General features: G+C 38.5%; 16 protein-coding genes. 1 reads left to right on the forward strand and 15 read right to left on the reverse strand.

From position 1 onward, the window contains the following. Nucleotides 1–58 precede the first annotated feature (58 nt). Genes pknB through gmk form a run of 8 tightly spaced genes read right to left on the reverse strand, consistent with a single transcriptional unit; the run spans nt 59 to nt 9,495 of the window. Nucleotides 59–2,038, reverse strand: a complete 1,980-nt coding sequence (gene pknB / locus JEM45_RS03825) for a Stk1 family PASTA domain-containing Ser/Thr kinase (RefSeq protein ID WP_235678916.1) — start codon at nt 2,036–2,038, stop codon at nt 59–61. Then, nucleotides 2,035–2,781 (reverse strand): Stp1/IreP family PP2C-type Ser/Thr phosphatase, encoded by a 747-nt coding sequence (locus JEM45_RS03830; protein WP_198687845.1) that lies wholly within the window; start codon nt 2,779–2,781, stop codon nt 2,035–2,037. The genes pknB and JEM45_RS03830 overlap by 4 nt, the downstream gene beginning before the upstream one ends. Nucleotides 2,782–2,803: 22 nt before the next feature. Beyond that, the gene (gene rsmB / locus JEM45_RS03835; RefSeq protein WP_198687846.1) at nt 2,804–4,105 is read right to left on the reverse strand and encodes a 16S rRNA (cytosine(967)-C(5))-methyltransferase RsmB; all 1,302 of its coding nucleotides are present in this window, start codon (nt 4,103–4,105) and stop codon (nt 2,804–2,806) included. After that, entirely contained in the window at nt 4,095–5,042 is a 948-nt protein-coding gene (fmt, locus tag JEM45_RS03840; protein WP_198687847.1) for a methionyl-tRNA formyltransferase, read from the reverse strand. Before fmt ends, rsmB begins: the two co-directional genes overlap by 11 nt. A gap of 10 nt (nt 5,043–5,052) precedes the next feature. Then, complete coding sequence (gene priA / locus JEM45_RS03845) at nt 5,053–7,434, reverse strand: primosomal protein N' (RefSeq protein WP_198687848.1); 2,382 nt, start codon at nt 7,432–7,434, stop codon at nt 5,053–5,055. Next, on the reverse strand, nt 7,434–8,621 hold the full coding sequence (coaBC, locus tag JEM45_RS03850) for a bifunctional phosphopantothenoylcysteine decarboxylase/phosphopantothenate--cysteine ligase CoaBC (protein WP_198687849.1): 1,188 nt from the start codon (nt 8,619–8,621) through the stop codon (nt 7,434–7,436). Before coaBC ends, priA begins: the two co-directional genes overlap by 1 nt. A gap of 56 nt (nt 8,622–8,677) precedes the next feature. After that, nucleotides 8,678–8,872 carry a DNA-directed RNA polymerase subunit omega gene (gene rpoZ, locus JEM45_RS03855; protein ID WP_026867553.1) on the reverse strand — a complete coding sequence of 65 codons (195 nt, stop codon included), beginning with the start codon at nt 8,870–8,872 and terminating at the stop codon, nt 8,678–8,680. Further along, entirely contained in the window at nt 8,872–9,495 is a 624-nt protein-coding gene (gene gmk / locus JEM45_RS03860; protein WP_026867552.1) for a guanylate kinase, read from the reverse strand. The genes rpoZ and gmk overlap by 1 nt, the downstream gene beginning before the upstream one ends. Before the next feature lie 130 nt (nt 9,496–9,625). On the opposite strand from gmk, the gene JEM45_RS03865 reads away from it, so the two are divergent. Beyond that, on the forward strand, nt 9,626–11,314 hold the full coding sequence (locus tag JEM45_RS03865; protein ID WP_198687850.1) for an Rqc2 family fibronectin-binding protein: 1,689 nt from the start codon (nt 9,626–9,628) through the stop codon (nt 11,312–11,314). Between the two features lie 136 nt (nt 11,315–11,450). On the opposite strand, the gene pyrE is transcribed toward JEM45_RS03865, so the two are convergent. From pyrE to JEM45_RS03900, 7 genes are read right to left on the reverse strand one after another with little or no spacing between them, the layout of a single operon-like run. Further along, entirely contained in the window at nt 11,451–12,056 is a 606-nt protein-coding gene (gene pyrE / locus JEM45_RS03870; protein ID WP_026867550.1) for an orotate phosphoribosyltransferase, read from the reverse strand. Nucleotide 12,057: 1 nt separating this feature from the next. Continuing rightward, a complete protein-coding gene (gene pyrF, locus JEM45_RS03875; RefSeq protein WP_166626492.1) occupies nt 12,058–12,753 on the reverse strand; it encodes an orotidine-5'-phosphate decarboxylase in 696 nt (231 codons plus the stop codon). A 13-nt stretch (nt 12,754–12,766) separates the two neighbouring features. After that, nucleotides 12,767–13,678, reverse strand: coding sequence for a dihydroorotate dehydrogenase (locus JEM45_RS03880; protein WP_198687851.1), 912 nt, complete (start codon nt 13,676–13,678; stop codon nt 12,767–12,769). Next, nucleotides 13,675–14,439 (reverse strand): dihydroorotate dehydrogenase electron transfer subunit, encoded by a 765-nt coding sequence (locus tag JEM45_RS03885; RefSeq protein WP_166626491.1) that lies wholly within the window; start codon nt 14,437–14,439, stop codon nt 13,675–13,677. Before JEM45_RS03885 ends, JEM45_RS03880 begins: the two co-directional genes overlap by 4 nt. Nucleotides 14,440–14,453: 14 nt before the next feature. Then, nucleotides 14,454–15,722 (reverse strand): dihydroorotase, encoded by a 1,269-nt coding sequence (locus JEM45_RS03890; RefSeq protein WP_026867546.1) that lies wholly within the window; start codon nt 15,720–15,722, stop codon nt 14,454–14,456. Then, nucleotides 15,685–16,605, reverse strand: coding sequence for an aspartate carbamoyltransferase catalytic subunit (locus tag JEM45_RS03895; protein ID WP_051220571.1), 921 nt, complete (start codon nt 16,603–16,605; stop codon nt 15,685–15,687). Before JEM45_RS03895 ends, JEM45_RS03890 begins: the two co-directional genes overlap by 38 nt. Beyond that, complete coding sequence (locus JEM45_RS03900; protein WP_026867545.1) at nt 16,606–17,919, reverse strand: solute carrier family 23 protein; 1,314 nt, start codon at nt 17,917–17,919, stop codon at nt 16,606–16,608. It lies immediately after the preceding gene. Between the last annotated feature and the right edge of the window lie 16 nt (nt 17,920–17,935).

Genomic DNA, 17,935 nt, shown 5'->3' on the forward strand with positions numbered 1-17,935 from the left:
CCAATTCGAATGTACTCTACCATTATATATAAACAGTAAAGCCAATGCCAATATTTACTTAATTTTCAACTGTTTCATTTATAACTTCTTCACCATCAACTTCTACTTTGTATGATCCATCCTGTCCTTCTTCAAGGACTAGAGAAATTGTGTGATTCGTATCTTCGGTAATTTCTATCGCCTCTGCTACTTCACCTATATCATTATCCTTATCGTCAATATAAATTTTTGCATCCACAGGTTCAGATTCCTCTTCTTCAGAGTCACTCTCTGATTCTGATTTTGAATCTGAACTTTCAGAACCAGATGTTGATGATTCAGGATATGGTAGATTTAGTGAAATTTGATAGGTTGTTTCTTCTGGCGGTGCTTCTCCTAATGACACGATAACATTAATTTGTGATCCAGGTAAAAAATCTCCATAAGAAGGGTCTTGAGAAACTATCGCACCTTCTGCTACTGAATCACTGTAAACTTCTGTTGTCACATTTACGATGAAACCTTGAGCTTCTAATTCTGACTTAGCAGTGTCAAAGTCCGTACCTGTATAGTTAGTGATTGGTATTGGTTCATGTCCTTCTGAAACTGTCAAAGTCATCGTCTCTTCTTCTGGATAAACTTCTTCATCTTGTTCGATAGATTGATTAAGGACTGTACCCACTTCTTGATCAGAATATTCATACTCAGCGACCACATTTGAAAAACCAGCTTCTTCTAAAGCAGCTTTGGTTTCTTCAAAGTTCGCACCTGTATAATCTTCAACTGTAAATGGTTGTTTTCCTAAGCTTACTAGAAGATCGATTTCACTTTCTCTTTCAACTTCGGATCCAGAAACTGGCGTCGTTTCTATAATTGTACCCTCTTCAAAGTTATCGTCATAGGTCTCCTCTATCTCACCTAAGACCAGAGACTCCGATTCAAGGTAAGATTCAGCTTCTTCGACTGTCATATTTTGTAGGTTCTCAATCTCTACAGTAGGCGGTATTCTATCCCATAAGAAGAAGGCTGCACTTGCTGAACTTGCTAACAACAAGAAGATAAGTAAAGCAATCCAAGGCCACTTACGCCTTTTCTTTTTTAGTTTTTCTTCTTTTGGTTCATTCACAACTTGAGAGTTTGCCATTTGTTGTTTTGGCGCTGTTTTCTCTTCTTTCTTAACTGGGACAACCGGCGGAGTTACGACCGTCTTGTCTTGGGTGATTTTTTTAACCGGCTGATATGGTTCTGTCATATCTTTATAATGTACGAGTGCAGAAAGTACGTCATTTGCGTGACGATAACGATCTCTTGGATCTTTCTCTGTACACTTCATAACAATATTTTTTAAACCGATTGGAATTTCTCTGTAATCATTGATGTCCGGAAAAGGATCTGAGATGTGTTTTAAAGCAACGGAAACAGCTGTCTCAGCTTCATATGGTAAACGTCCTGTTAACAATTCAAATAGCATAATGCCAAAAGAATATATATCCGTACGTTCATCAGTATTTTGCCCTTTCGCCTGTTCAGGTGAAATATATTGTACCGACCCTATGACTTGATTGGTTTCAGTCATTCGCGTCTCACTCAGTGCTTTAGCAATACCAAAATCAGTAATTTTGATTCTGCCTTTTTCATCTAAAAGTAGATTTTGAGGTTTGATATCTCGGTGAATAATCCCTCTATCATGAGCATGTTCTATACCCTTTAAAGTCATCATTGCAATACTGACTATTTCATCGATATCTAAAGGATTATTTTTCATAATGTACGCTTTTAAGTTTGGCCCGTGGACAACTTCAGTCACAAGAATATGATATTCTTCAGTGTCATCCACATCGATTACGCTCACAATATTCGGATGAGAAAGCTGGATTGTACTCTCCACTTCTCTTTGAAATCTTCTTACTGACTTCTCTTTGTCTAACGGATCAGATTTAATCATTTTAACAACGACGTCTCTATCTAAAATTATATCTTTAGCCTGATAGACTGAACTCATGCCGCCGCCGAGATATTTTTCTATTTTATAACGCTCTGACACTACTTTTCCGATCAATTCCCGTCACCTCGTCTCAAGTCAGCAACGACAATACTAATATTATCTCGAGATTGATTGTCCTCTGCTGATTGAACTAGGTGTTCTGCCTTTTCTTCTAAGTTGAGCTTAGCACTGTACATCAACTTATGAATTTCGTCCGGTCGTAAAATATCCGTTAATCCATCTGTCGCAAGTAAGGCATAGTCATATTGACGTGCTCTTAATCGGAAGACATCGGCTTGAATCATCGGTTCAGTACCCATAGCACGCGTAATCAAATTACGTCTCGGGTGCGATAAAGCTTCTTCTTTAGTAATCTCACCACTGGCAACAAGTACATTAACGAAAGTATGATCTTCTGTAATCTGATCAATCTTACGATTGTTCATAACATAAGCCCTCGAATCACCAACATTCAAGACGAGCATACTCGTTTCTATAACAGCAACTAATACCAAGGTCGTGCCCATACCTTTATACTTAGTATTTTCTTCCTGATAGTCATACAGTTCACGGTTGGTCTTTACAACGAGGTCTCTTAAAAATGCTTCAGCCTCATCTATATTAAATAAATTCTTCTCTTCCCAAGCGTGCTTAATTTTATCATGTACGAATTGACTCGCCACTTCACCATATTGGTGCCCGCCCATACCATCAGCTATTAACAGCAGTTGTTGGCCGGTTTGGTTGGTAAAATAACCTGTCATATCTTCATTTATTTCTCTGAATTGTCCACATATACTTTTCGAAGTTACTTCCAAGGTAAACCCTCACTTCCGTTGATCAACTTTGTGACTTCTTAAATCTTGCTATAAAAAAGCCATCTGTATCATGTTCATAGGGTAAGATTTGTCGGTACGGTCCGGTAAAATCAAAAGCTGGAATGGAGAAATCATCAAACTCTATGTCGTCGTGTTTCTTTTTGAAGGTAAAAGCAACATTTTCATTCTCCAACTGATGAATGGTACACGTTGAATAGATTAAAATCCCACCAGGTTTTAAGTGTTTTTTTACATTATCCAGTATTTCTAATTGTAATTCAACGAGTTCTTCTATACTGTCAGAAGATCGTTCATATTTAATTTCAGGTTTTCGCTTAATTACACCGAGTCCTGAACACGGTGCATCAACAATAATGCGGTCAAACTGTCTACCGTAATCAAAACTTTTCGCATCTGCTGATAACGCTTGATAATTGGTATGTTTTAGACGTGTTGCTTCATTGTTAATCAATGTAATTTTGTGGTCATGTAAGTCAGCGAAAACGACTTTTCCACCATGCATCGACTCTAAAGCATGCATGCCTTTACCGCCTGGTGCACTACATGCATCTAATATTACATCATTATCTTCTGGTTTTAGCGCCATAGCTACAAACATCGAAGAAACATCTTGTATTGCAAACAGTCCATCTTTATAACTTTGGGATAAAGTAATATTTTGTCCATTGAAACGAATCGCATCGGGATGCAAGTCTGATGGTGCCACCATGTATCCTTCAGCGGTTAATGTTTTGATTAAATCATCTCTATCAATTAATTTCTTATTCGTTCTTAAATACATTTGTGGACGCTCAATCAAGGCGTCTAAAATCTTTTCAGTTTCATCATAACTATAATGTTTAAACCAATGTCTAATAATCCATTTAGGCATGCTATACATTAATGATAACCTGTGTGCATCGTCTTTAATATTTGTAAAACCAGGACGTTCACTTCTTAAGTAAGCTCTTAATATCCCGTTAATTTGTTTAGCTGAGCCCGGACCACCTTCATCTTTAGCGATTTCCACCGCTTCATTGATAACCGCATAATCCGGTACTCTATCTAGATATTCTAATTGATAGACACTTATAAGGAGTAAGTGTCTTTGCCAACGTTTTAACTTAGTCCTAATAAATGGCTTAATAAAGTGCTCTAAAGTCAACTTTCTTTGTAAGGTACCATATAGTATTTCAGTCAAAAGTCCCTTATCTTCAGTTGATAGGTCCTCATATCTTAAGACTTCATTTAAGGCGATATTACTATAGGCCTTATCGGTTATTACAGCCTCGAATAAGTCGAGTGCAATTGCTCTAACTGTCATGATCCACCCCTAGTCTTTCCCCTATTAGGTTCTTTTGATTATTTATAAAATCTAAGGCTTTTACACGCTTTTTACCAGCGAGTTGAACTTCTGTTAAATTGATGAGTAAACCATCTCCTGTCGCTACTAAAAAGCCATCGTCAGACAGTTTGACAATTGTTCCAGCAGGCTTGTTTGTTGTTTCATTTGTTAAGGACGCACTAAATATTTTTAAGCGTTTATCATCTAAGGTCGTATGTCCAACAGGCCATGGATTTAAGCCTCTAATTGTATTAAAGACATATCTTGCGTCTTTAGTAAAGTCAATGATTTCATCCTTTTTAGAAATGTTAGGACTGAAAGTTGCTGCGTCATGATCTTGTTCTGTTCTCTCATTTTCTCCACTTAAAACTGAAGGTAAAGTTTTCATCAATAAAGATGCACCGACATAACTTAATTTATTAAATAAGGTACCCGTATCATCTTCATCTTTGATTTCAATACGCTCGCTACTAATAATATCCCCTGCATCTAGTTTTTTCGCCATGTACATAATCGTCACACCAGTATGTGAGTCACCGCTCATGATCGCACGGTGAATGGGTGCACCCCCTCTATGTTTAGGTAGGAGTGAAGCATGCACATTTAAGGCACCGTATCTTGGTACTTCTAGAACGCTTTCAGGTAATAATTGCCCAAATGCAGCGGTGATAATTAGGTCTGGCTCAATGTCACTTACCTTTTGAAGGGCTTCATCAGTCTGCATTGTTTCTGGTTGATACACCTCTATACCGAGCAATTTAGCTGCAACTGCAACGGGTGGATCTGTCATCACTTTTTTTCTGCCGACTGGTCTAGCAGGTTGAGATATAACCAAATCAACACCGTATTCTTTTTGAAGTTCTTTTAAAATTGGCACCGAAAAATCAGGTGTACCCATAAATATTATTTTTGTCATAATTAAACTCCTACATTATGAATTGTGGATCGACATCAATTTTTAATGATATACCACTTTTCTTATATAACTCAGTATATTTTAAATCAAGCTGATTTAATACATCCATCAGGGCAGGCTCTCTCTTATATTTTAACAGGATTTGAAAGCGAAGCTTGTTCTTAATCCTTTCAATTGGGCTTGGTGACGGTCCGATAATATAAGCAGAAGTGGATACACTATCAACAAGCGTTTGATGAATATCTGTCGTTGCATTTAAACAATCCTTAATCTGCTCACTAGATATGGTGAATAGGACATGAAAATAATACGGTGAATAACGCGCAAACTTTCTAAAGTCCATCTCTTTACTATAAAAATCAATATAGTTATTGTCCTTAGCCATAGTGATTGCATAATGCGTTGGATTGTACGTCTGATAAATGACCTCTCCAGGTAGACTGTGGCGCCCTGCACGCCCTGCAACCTGAGTGAGCAATTGAAAGGTGCGTTCATTCGCCCTAAAGTCTGGCAAATTTAACATCGTATCTGCGTTTAGGACGCCGACTAAGGTCACATTGGGATAGTCTAAACCTTTAGCAATCATCTGAGTCCCAAGGAGAATGGGAACTTTTTGTTCTTCAAAAGTTTTCAGTAATTGTTCATGTGCCCCTTTATTTTGGGTAGTATCAACATCCATTCTGACGATATCGACACCAAAAGTATCTCTTAAAATTTCTTCAACTTTTTGTGTCCCAGTCCCTCTAAAGGTTACATCACTCGCGCCACAGTCTTGACACTGCTTCTTGACCGCTTCCTCATAACCACAATAGTGACACATCAAACTCTGATTCGTCTTATGATAAGTTAGGGAAATATCACAGTTAGGACACTGTGGTACGTGACCACAATTTTGGCAGATTTGAAAGTTTGCAAAACCGCGTCGGTTTAACAAGAGCACGGTCTGTTCACCTTTGTCTATTCTCGAATGAATCGCTTCTTTTAAACGTGCCGATAAAATTCCAGCATTACCTTCTTTATGTTCCTCAGCCATATCGACAATTTCTGCGGTCGGCAATGGATTCATATTTGGACGTTCGCTTAAAGTAAATAAATCATACACACCTTTTTGTGCACGAGCAAAACTTTCTAATGACGGTGTCGCTGAGCCTAAGACGACTGGACAACTATGGAATTCCGCTCTTAATTTTGCCACTTCAGCAGCATGATACATCGGTCTTTCAGATTGCTTATAGGTCGTTTCGTGCTCTTCATCGATGATAATTAACCCTATATTTTTAAAAGGTGCAAATATGGAAGAACGTGCACCTACTGAAACACGCGCACGTCCATCACTAATCTTTCTCCACTCATCGTATTTTTCACCATGGCTTAAGGCGGAATGCAGTACAGCAACATCATCACCAAAACGCGCCTTAAAACGGTTAACCATCTGCGGTGTTAAAGCAATTTCAGGTACGAGCATTAACGCTTCTTTTCCTTCTTTTAGTGTTGTTTCAATGAGTTGTAAATATACCTCAGTCTTCCCACTACCGGTCACACCGTGTAAGAGATAGGTGTTAATTTGGCCCTCTATAACTGCATGGTTAATCGACTTAAATGCTTCATCTTGTTCTTTGGTTAAAGTTTTCTTCTGGTCTGCTTCAAAAACCTTCCCATCAAACGGGTCTCTTTCAACGACAACGTCTAACTTTCTAACAAAACCTTTTTTCTCTAATTCTCTAACAATTGCTTCAGAATATCCTTGGTCCTTAAGATCGCTTAATAATACAGGTTCCTCAGCTTGTTCAACAGCATAGAGCGCTTCAAGTTGCTTGGGTGCACGTTCCAATGTTGATTTATTTAGGTAGAGTGACTCCACCGCTTTTTGGGTTTTCTTTCTCGTATGTTGACTCAGTTGAATATCCTCATAAACCTCACCCTGATTTATATAGGGTAAAAGTGATGCAAGTTCTTTCGTTGATAAACTTTTCGTCTCTATAAGTTGACCATTGTTTAAGGATTCATACATGAACCGAGCTTCTGCTGTCGCATTATCATTTAAATGTAAGACTTTTTTTGCTTTGGTCTTCAAGGCTGCTGGTAATATCGTTTCAATCACTGATATATAGGGTTCTATATAATAGTTCGCAAGCTTTTTTGATAAGGCGACTAATTCTGTTGTTAGAACCGGCTCGACATCCATGACTTTAACAATTTCTTTGACTTTATTTTCAGGAACATCACTATATTCATTTAACGCCATGACATATGCTTGAATATGTCTCGGGCCAAAGGGGACAAAGACCCTGTGCCCGACTTTTATTACATCTTTTAAATGATCAGGTACTTTATAGTCAAACAAACGATTAACATCTTTTGAAGTCACACTCACGATGACAGATGCATACATTAATCCTTCACCCGTTCTTTTAAAGCTTCTATTATTTGATTGGCTAATTGACGTTTACTCATCTTTTGTAATGGGTGTTTTGTACCATCTTTAAATAGCATTGTTACTTCATTGTCATCCGAATTCATGCCAATTTCAGGATTCGACACATCATTCATAATAATTGCGTCAGCCTTTTTATTTTCAAGCTTACCAAGCGCATATGATTCAACGTCATGTGTCTCTGCTGCAAAACCGACAACATACATATTCTTTGAATTGTGACCCACATATTTTAATATATCTTGTGTTTCGATAAGTTCAATTGAAGGTAACTTGCCATCGACCTTCTTCATCTTATTACTACTTACATCTTTTACTGTATAGTCAGAAACTGCCGCAGTGAAAACACCTATATCGTTATTCATGTGTGCTTTTACAGCCTCAAACATCTCTTCTGTTGATTCCACATCAATTCTTCTGACTCCAGTAGGTGTCGGTAGATTGACCGGTCCACTAATTAAAGTGACATCTGCTCCCTGTGCTTGAAAGGCTTCAGCGATACTATAACCCATCTTGCCACTTGAAAAATTAGATAAGAAACGTATTGGGTCGAGTTTTTCACGCGTTGGGCCCGCCGTAATTAACACTTTCTTACCTAGAAAATCTTGTTTTGCTGTCACCATTTCTTCAAGCTTCTCCACGATCTTAAATACGTCTGCCAAACGTCCTTTAGCATTATAGCCACATGCTAAAAAGCCTGATTCTGAGTCAATGAACGTTACGCCTTGTGCACGCAGTTTATCGATATTGTTTTGTACTGAAGGCTGATGTAGCATGTGTACATTCATTGCTGGCGCCATTAATACCGGCTTAGTATTCGCTGCGAGTACATTGAGTAACATGTTGTCATAGATACCATTCGCAAATTTCCCTATAGTATTTGCAGTCACTGGAACAACTGCAATTACATCAGCCCACTCACCAATTTTAATATGTGCAATGGAGGCTGGGTCCTCTTCTAAAAAAGTATTGGTATAAACATGGTTACGACTGATAGCTTGAAAAGCGAGTGGTGTAACGAATTCTTGTGTGTTATCTGTTAAAACGACTCGAACAGCATGGCCTCTTTGAACGAGTTTGCTCGTTAAATCAATCGCCTTGTAACTGGCAATGCCGCCTGTAACACCGATTACGATATTTGCCAAATTTCCCACCTCTTTAAAAAAAAGCTGACAATGAATTGTCAGCGTTATTTTTTGAACTATTTATCTACTGTCACTTTGCCGGCTGCAATTTCTTCTAAAGCAAAGCCAACATTTTTCTTAGAACGATATGAATCTAAAAGCTTACGATCAGGATGCTCCTGTAAATCTCTGGCGCGTTTCGCTGCCATAGATACTACTAGATATTTTGAATCAACATGTTTTTTTAATTCGTGACCTGCTGGGTATAACATTAATTGTCAGCCTCCAATAATAATTTTCTTAACTTATTCTCTACACGTGACCGCTCCAGATGACTCGCTTCAACAATGCATTGTACACTCTCTCTTGCTTTTGTAACATCATCATTAATAACGACATAATCGTAAAGATTCATCATGTTCAACTCACGTTTCGCTTCTCTTATGCGGTGGTCGATGACTTCTTGTGAATCTGTTCCACGGCCGATGAGTCGTTGTTCTAATTGACTAAGTGTTGGTGGTGCTAAGAAGATAAACAAGGCCTCAGGGAATTTTTCTCTGACTTGTTTGGCACCTTCCACTTCAATTTCTAAAAAGACATCATGACCATTGGCAGTCGTTTCTTTTACATAATCCACTGGAGTACCGTAATAATTACCGACGTATTCTGCGTACTCGATAAACTTATCTTGACGAATTAATGTTTCAAATTCTTCCCTAGTTTTAAAGAAGTAATCGACACCATCAACTTCGCCTTCTCTTTTGTTTCTTGTTGTCATTGAAATTGAATATTTAAAGTTAGTCTCAGGATGATCGAAAATAGCTTTACGAACTGTGCCTTTTCCGACACCAGACGGTCCTGAGAGTACGATGAGCAATCCTTTATCAGATACCATGGAATGTAACCTTTCTAATTTTGATTACTTCTTAATGTATCATAGATCATCTGAAATTTCATCAATATTGCCGACATTGACCCGACATTCATGATAAAATAATATGTAATCATTTTGAGGAGGAATACACATGGCTTTAGACGGAAATTTTACACATGCACTTGTAGACGAATTACAATTTCTAGTGAGTGGTAAAATTAATAAAATACATCAAATGGACCAGACTACCCTTCTCTTTAAAATGCGCGCGGCTGGTAAAAATCATCAATTATTAATCAGTAGTCATCCGATGTTCTCAAGATTTCATATTACAGGGGAAAAATATGAATTTCCATTTGAACCCCCAATGTTTACTCGAGTATTAAGAAAACACATCGAGGGTGGCATCATCACTTCAGTAGAACATCAAGGTAACGATAGAATTGTTCATATTCATATACGTGCTATAAATGATATTGGTGATGATATCGAACGAATTTTAATTTTAGAAATCATGGGACGTCATTCCAATATCATTTTAACTGATCAAACATATAAAATTATTGAAAGCATCAAACACCTCACACCAAACAACAATGCCCGAACCATCATGCCGGGCTTTAGTTATGAAAAACCGCCGACAGGTAAGAAATTAAATCCGAGAACTTCTGAAATCAATGAGCTACCGAAGTTTATCGATTGGAATAAGGGTAAGGTCAACAAGCAAATTTTAAATCAAATTGAGGGCTTCAGCCCACTCTTTGTAAAAGAAGTTGAGTCTAAGGTGACCTACTTTAATAAGGATAACATCGTCGACGCGATTAAAGATGCCTTAGATGACAGTCAAAAAGTGGAACCAGTATTTTACGATCAAGACAAACCTGTATTTTACTTTACTAGGCTCCACCATCTTGGAAATCCAACTAAAACTTACAATAGTTTAAGTGAACTTATGGATGACTTTTACCATCAGAGAGCTCAAAAAAGTATGATTAAACAAAAAGCGTCTGACTACTATCAAGTTATTGAACGTGAGCACGATAAGACACTTAGGAAGATTGATAAGCTTAAAGATGATTTAAAAGAAGCAAAAGAAAAAGACAAATATCAAAAGTATGGTGAATTGATAACGGCCTATATGCACACGATTAAACCATTTCAAGATAGTGTTAAGGTACTCGACTATTACACAAATGAAGAAATTGATATTCCTTTAGATCAACAACGGTCACCGTCTGAAAATGCACAGTACTTTTACAACCGATATAATAAGTTGAAAAATAGGGAAAAGATTGCTGAAGAACAGCTAAGAATTGCGCATATAGATGTTGAATACTTTAATAATTTACTGCATCAGATGGAGAATATTACGACAGAAGATGAAGTAGAGGAAGTTAGACAAGAGCTTGTTGAAGAGCGAATTATAAAAGCACAGAAATCTAAAAAGAAAAAGAAACAGAAAAAGATTCAGCTACATGAATTTGTGACTTCAAACGGCCTACCTGTCTTTGTCGGTAAAAATAATAAACAAAATGACTATTTGACTAACCGTCAAGCTCAGAACAACCATCTGTGGTTCCACACTAAAGATATTCCAGGTTCACACGTCGTTATTGCACATAATGCAAATGATATAGAAGAAGCAGATATATTAGAGGCAGCAATGTTAGCTGCATATTACTCTAAGGCAGGTCAATCTGCTGGAGTACCGGTTGACTATACAGAAATCAAACATGTTAAAAACATACCTGGCACGAAACCAGGCTTTGTTAGCTATTCAGAACAGACGACAGTCAATGTGACTCCAGATAGCGACAAAGTTAAAGCAATGGAAAAATAAATATAGATTTTATTTTAGGCCGGCTCACTGTGTGTTTTACAGTGAGCCGATTTTTGTTTTGCGGCCCGCTGTCAGGTTCACATTAAGCCGGTATTCTTCTACCGGACCGCTGTCGGCCTCACATTGAGCCGATACCTTACAAACCATCTCTAAATTCTAAAATCTGAACATGCTCATCTGAATTTATGACGCCACAATCAACCGCTTCACTTAAAATCGTATCTAAATTAGTCAGCACCTCTAATTTACAATCTGCTCTGGAGAATTTTTCTTCTACACCTGCAATACCGTAAGAAAATATAGCAAGTACGCCGACAACATTGGCACCTTCTTCTTTTAAAGCTTCAACTGCGTTTAGACTAGAGCCGCCGGTCGAAATCAAATCTTCAATTAATAATACATTTTTACCATCGACCGGCGACCCTTCTATTTGACGTCCTGTACCATGTGATTTTTTACTGCTTCTCACATATGCGGAGGGTAAATCTAATCGATCTGCTAGCAAGGTTGCATGTGGTATGCCCGCTGTTGCTGTTCCGGCTACTACATCAATAGCGCCGTATCTTCCGGCCAAACTTTTAAAATTCTCAATAACTGCTCTATGCGACTTAACATCTCCTAAAATCTGTCTGTTATCACAATAGATTGGAGACTTTATCCCGCTTGCCCAGGTAAAGGGTTCAAGTGTCGATAGCTTAACCGCACCGAGTTTTAGTAATATGTTGGCAATTTTTTTAGACAATTTACTTACCCTCCCATAGTTGTTTAATATGATGATATGCACTTCTTGGATTATCACTTTCAGTAATTGGTCGACCGACGACAATATAATCTGAAGTTAACAGTCGCGCACGTTCTGGCGTGACAACACGTACTTGATCGTCCGATCTATTGTCAGTCAAGCGTATGCCTGGTGTGACTGTTAAAAAATCTTCAGCAATCTCATTATGAATCAAGCGACTTTCTAATGGTGATGACACCACCCCATCCAAACCAGCTTTATAGGCAAGCTTGGCATAATGTAAGACGCTGTCTGTCATAGAAAGTGATGTTTGCTGTTCTTTTTGCATCGTTTTTTCATCAAAAGATGTCAATTGCGTCACTGCAATAATCTTGCCATTTTGATTAGCAGCTTTAAAAGCTATACTTGCCCTGTACATCATGTCGAAGCCACCTTGGGCATGCACATTGATCATATCAACATCTAAATGACCTAAGACAGCCATCGTTCTCTCTACAGTTGTCGGAATATCATGTAGTTTTAAATCTAAAAACACTTGATGGCCCGCATCCTTTAAGTAAGAAATAACATTCGCACCTTCTTGCATGTATAATTCCATGCCGACTTTGACATAGAGTGGCTCATCAAAATGTTTTAAAAATTTTTTTGCTTCTTTTAAGTTTGGATAATCTAAAGCGATAATTAGTGAATTCGTCATTATATTTCTCCTCTTAGACAAATGCGCGTCCTTTAATATCGTGTATGTGTTTTAAATTCATATCACTCACTTTTTTTGATAAAAGCTCGATTAGCTCTTTACAAATAAAGGGATTTGTAAAATTCATTGTCCCTATTGCAACGGCATCTGCGCCTACACTGATGAAATCAATGATATCATCAACGTTACTAATCCCACCCATAGCAATAATCGGTATATCAGGTAATGCTTGACGGACTTGATAGACCATATTGATTGCAACAGGTTTTATAGCTGGCCCACTGAGCCCGCCAGTCTTATTATTGAGCAATGGTTTTCCATTACTATCGAGCTTCATACCCACTAAGGTATTGATCATCGTTAGGCCATCAGCATACTCACTCACACTTTTCGCCATGTCAACAATACTCGTTACATTAGGTGAAAGCTTAACATAAACTGGTTTTTCACTAACTTCTTTAACAGCCCGTGTTAATTCTTTTGCCGTCTTTGGATCAGTTCCAAATTGGATGCCACCTTCTTTAACATTTGGACAAGATATATTTAATTCCAAAGCCTTTACTGTAGGTGAAGCTGAAATTTTTCTTGCGACCTCAACATAATCTTCAATTGTAGTGCCGGCAACATTAGCAATGACAGGTACATCGTATGTATTTAGAAACTTTAATTCATTTTCGATAATATGATCGACACCGGGGTTTTGTAGACCAATTGCATTCAACATACCACTTGATGTTTCTGCTACACGAGGCGTTAAATTACCCTCTCGTTCTTCTTCTGTCGCTGCCTTAATCATAATTGCACCAAGCTCAGATAAATTGTATAGTTTACTTAATTCCTGTCCAAAACTAAAGCAACCAGAAGCAGGCATGACAGGATTTTTTAAGTCTAGACCAGGTAAAGAGACGTTTAATTTGTGATTCATAGAATAATCGCTCCCTTTTCAAATACTGGTCCATCTGTACATATTTTAAGCTGCCCTTGTTTCCTACTTTGACAAACACAGGCATAACAAACACCGATGCCACAACCCATTCGTTCTTCTAGGGAAATATAGCCATCGATATCTAAGGTTTCATCTAGGACTTTTAACATTACCTTTGGACCACAAGCGTAAAACTTATCAAAAGCGTCACCAATTTCTTCAATGACATCTGTGACGAATCCAGGATTGCCATAAGAGCCATCAGCAGTGGCAATATAAGTTTCCCCAAGCGCTTTAAACTTATCTTCGTAAAACACATCTTTTTCACTGTTAAAGCCGAGAATATGTGTCGTCCTTACCCCTCTATCATTCAATCTTTTAGCCAATTCGTAGAGTGGCGGTACACCAATGCCTCCACCGATAATGAGGACACTATCTCCTTGGTTGACATCATCTAACTTATAGCCATTTCCTAGAGGTAGCAATAGGTCAAGATGCTCACCGACAGCAGTTAGTGCTATTTTATTAGTACCGCTCGATTGGTCACCAGCTCTAAAAACAAGTGTGATTGTATGATTGATTGTATCGACAGAAGAAATTGAAATCGGTCGTCTTAAGACGTGTTCTGTCGATTCCGAGACCCGTACATGGACAAACTGACCAGGTCTAATTTCTATATTTTTGAGGTCGACTGCAATAACAAACTCAAACACATCTCTTGCTATGTAACTTTTAGCAACCACTTTACCTTCTCTAAGCATGAGGCACCCCTGTTTCACATATTTTCGTAGACGATACGACCTTGAGATATAGTTAAGACAATATCACTGTTTAGTTCCACACCATCAAAAGGTGTGTTCTGTGATTTCGATAAAAAATCTTTTTTATTTAACGTATAGGTCTTTTCTAAATCAATTAAAGTTAAGTCTGCACGTTGACCAACCTCTAACTTCCCGCGATCTAAGTTGAAAACTTCGGCAGGTTTTACTGTCAACCAATCAAGCAGTTGTTCGAGTGTAAATACGTCTGTTTGTACTAGTCTCGTGTATAGTAACTGGAAGGCATTTTCACTTCCAGTAATGCCAAATGGTGCTTTTAATATGCCTACATTCTTCTCATCTTCATGATGGGGTGCATGGTCAGTGGCAATAAAATCAATCGTCCCGTCTAAGAGCCCTTCAATTAAAGCTTGTTTGTCTGTTGATGATCTAAGTGGTGGGTTCATCTTAAAGTTAGGGTCTCGCGTTGTAATATCATTTTCGTCTAATACTAAGTGGTGCGGTGTGACCTCTGCAGTCACTTTAATTCCTGCACGTTTCGCATCTCTAATCACTCGCACACTTTCCTTCGTTGAAACGTGACAGACATGATAATGACAATCTGCCGCTTCAGCTAAGAGCACGTCCCTCGCAATTTGGACTGTTTCTGTAATCGATGGGATACCAGGAATATCTAATTTTTCACTTGTCTCACCCTGATGAATGACACCACCGTATATAAGAGAATTCTCTTCTGTATGCGCTACAATCGGCATATCAATTTCACCAGCCTTTTGCATGGCACGGTACATCATATCCGCACTTTGGACACCGACACCATCGTCGGTAAATGCAAATGCGCCAGCTTTCTTTAAGGCAGGGAAATCAACAAGCTTATCTCCTTTTAACCTTTTTGTAATCGAAACATAAGGCAATACCTCAATCACTGCATCTCTTTCTATAATTGCATTAAGCTTATTAAGTTCTTCGATAGAATCAATGATTGGGGATGTGTTTGGCATTGGACAGATGGTTGTAAAGCCACCCCGAGCAGCTGCTTTTGATCCTGTTGCAACCGTTTCTTTATGTTCAAAACCTGGTTCTCTTAGATGAACATGGACATCGACAAATCCTGCAGATAATAGTTTCCCTGAACAATCAATCTCTTTGTCACCGCCAGTTAATGATTCACCAATTTCAGTGACAATACCCTCTTCTATACGAACATCTCTCGTAATTTCAGACCCTTTATATAAGAGCGTAGCGTGCTTTAGTAGCATTGACATATGATTCTTCTCCTTCCAGTACACGTTCTAAAATACTCATACGCATGAAAACACCGTTTGACATCTGTTCAAAGATGACACTTTTTTCGCATTCAACCAGGCTATCTGTTATTTCAACACCTCTATTCATTGGTGCAGGGTGCATAATAATAGCATGACTTTTCATTTCTTTTAAGCGTTCCTCATTCATGCCGTATAAGCGGTTGTACTCTGACTTATCCATTTCTTCAAAAGATTCATGTCGTTCATGCTGTACTCTTAATAACATAACAACATCACATGTTTTAACTGCTTCGTCTAAATCGATATAAGGCACATTGAGTGTCGCTTCTTGTAGGACTTCTGGCCCTGAGAAATAGACATCTGCACCCATTTTAGATAGCGCCTGTGCATTAGATTTAGCAACTCTTGAGTGCTTGATATCACCGACAATCGCAATTTTTAATCCTGCAATTCTACCTAAGTTTTCATATATAGTCATCATATCTAATAGTGACTGTGTTGGGTGTGAACCACTGCCGTCACCGCCGTTGATGATGGGAATATTAATATTTTCTAATTCTTGATAGTACTTATTATCTGGGTGTCTAATAATCAGTGCATCCGCTCCAATTGCTTCTAGTGTTTTACATGTATCGTAGAGCGATTCACCCTTAGACACTGAACTCGTTGCAATATCAAAAGGTAGCTGGGTTAGGTTTAAGTTTTTCTCTGCCATTTCAAAGCTCACTTTTGTACGCGTAGAGTTTTCATAGAACAAGTTGACGACTGTTTTATCGTTTAACTTCATCACTGGCTTACCGTATTTAATCTCTAATGCCCTTGTAATTAAAGCTTCAATTTCATTTACGTTAACTTCTTCCATTGATAATAAGTTTTTCATTTAGTCCATCTCCTTGTTAGGTAAAATTAGATTTAATAATATGCCTGCAAGTGCTGCGAGTGCCATACCTTCTAAGTTAAAAGGAATGTTTCCTATAGTGAAATCTAGATGCGCCTTACCGATGCCGATGACCAGTATGACCGAAGCGATGACGAGATTTCTCTTGTTATCAAGGTCAGTTTTCGCATCGATGAGCATGCGTAAACCACTAGCTGCGATGATCCCGAATAGCAGGATGGATACCCCACCCATGACTGGTGAAGGGATACTTTGAACTACGGCTGTAAATTTACCAACAAAACCGAGGATAATTGCAAGTACAGCCGCCCCGCCGATAACCCAGATCGAAAAAATTCTCGTAATGGCCAAGACTCCGATATTTTCACCGTAAGTCGTTGTTGGTGGGCCACCAATCGTGCTCGAAAACATGGTCGCAAGGCCATCACCTAGGAGCGAACGGTGAAGACCAGGCTTTTTAAAGAAGTTCCTTCCGACAATCTTATTGATGACTACCTGGTGTCCAATGTGCTCTGAAATCGTTACAAAGACGATCGGTAGCATGACGATGAAGAGTCCTATATTCATCGCCGGTGTGTAATCTACAAACGGAACGTACAAGTCAGGTAAAACAAACCAACCCGTGTCTCTGATAATACTCAAGTCGACGATGCCGAAGATTAAGGCTGTAATGTACCCTCCGACGATACCGATTAGTATCGGTATCAAACCGAGTACACCTTTTAAGAATATAGAAGCTAATATTGTAATCACCAAGGTAATTAAAGCGACTGTAATATAAGTTATACTGTAACCTTCTTGATTCCCTGAGTCCGTGTACATGGCCATATCCACTGCAACTGGTGCTAGGCCAAGTCCAATTACCATAATGACCGGTCCAACAACTATCGGTGGTAACATTTTCATGATCCAATCAGTACCAGCAAGCTTAATTATGAAGCCAATTAATACATAGAGCACACCACTAAAGAATAGTGCGGTCAATACTTCACCAAGGCTATTCGCTCCAAGTGCAATCGTAATCGGAAGTATAAAAGCAAAACTTGAACCGAGGTAAGCTGGTATCTGTCCCTTGGTGACCAGAATATAAATCAGTGTCCCGAATCCACTTGCAATCAGTGCCGCGCTGACTGGTAACCCAGTTAAGAAGGGTACTAGTACTGTGGCACCGAACATAGCGAAGAGGTGCTGTGAACTGAGCAATAGCCCTTGTAGTAGTTTCGGCCTTTCATGAACATCTAACTTTGGTTCCACCGTTCTTTCAAATAAGGCATCTTCGGACGTTTTACCTGACATGTGTACATCTCCTTTT

The sequence above is a fragment of the Jeotgalicoccus sp. ATCC 8456 genome (assembly GCF_016313225.1).
Classification (GTDB): domain Bacteria; phylum Bacillota; class Bacilli; order Staphylococcales; family Salinicoccaceae; genus Jeotgalicoccus; species Jeotgalicoccus marinus.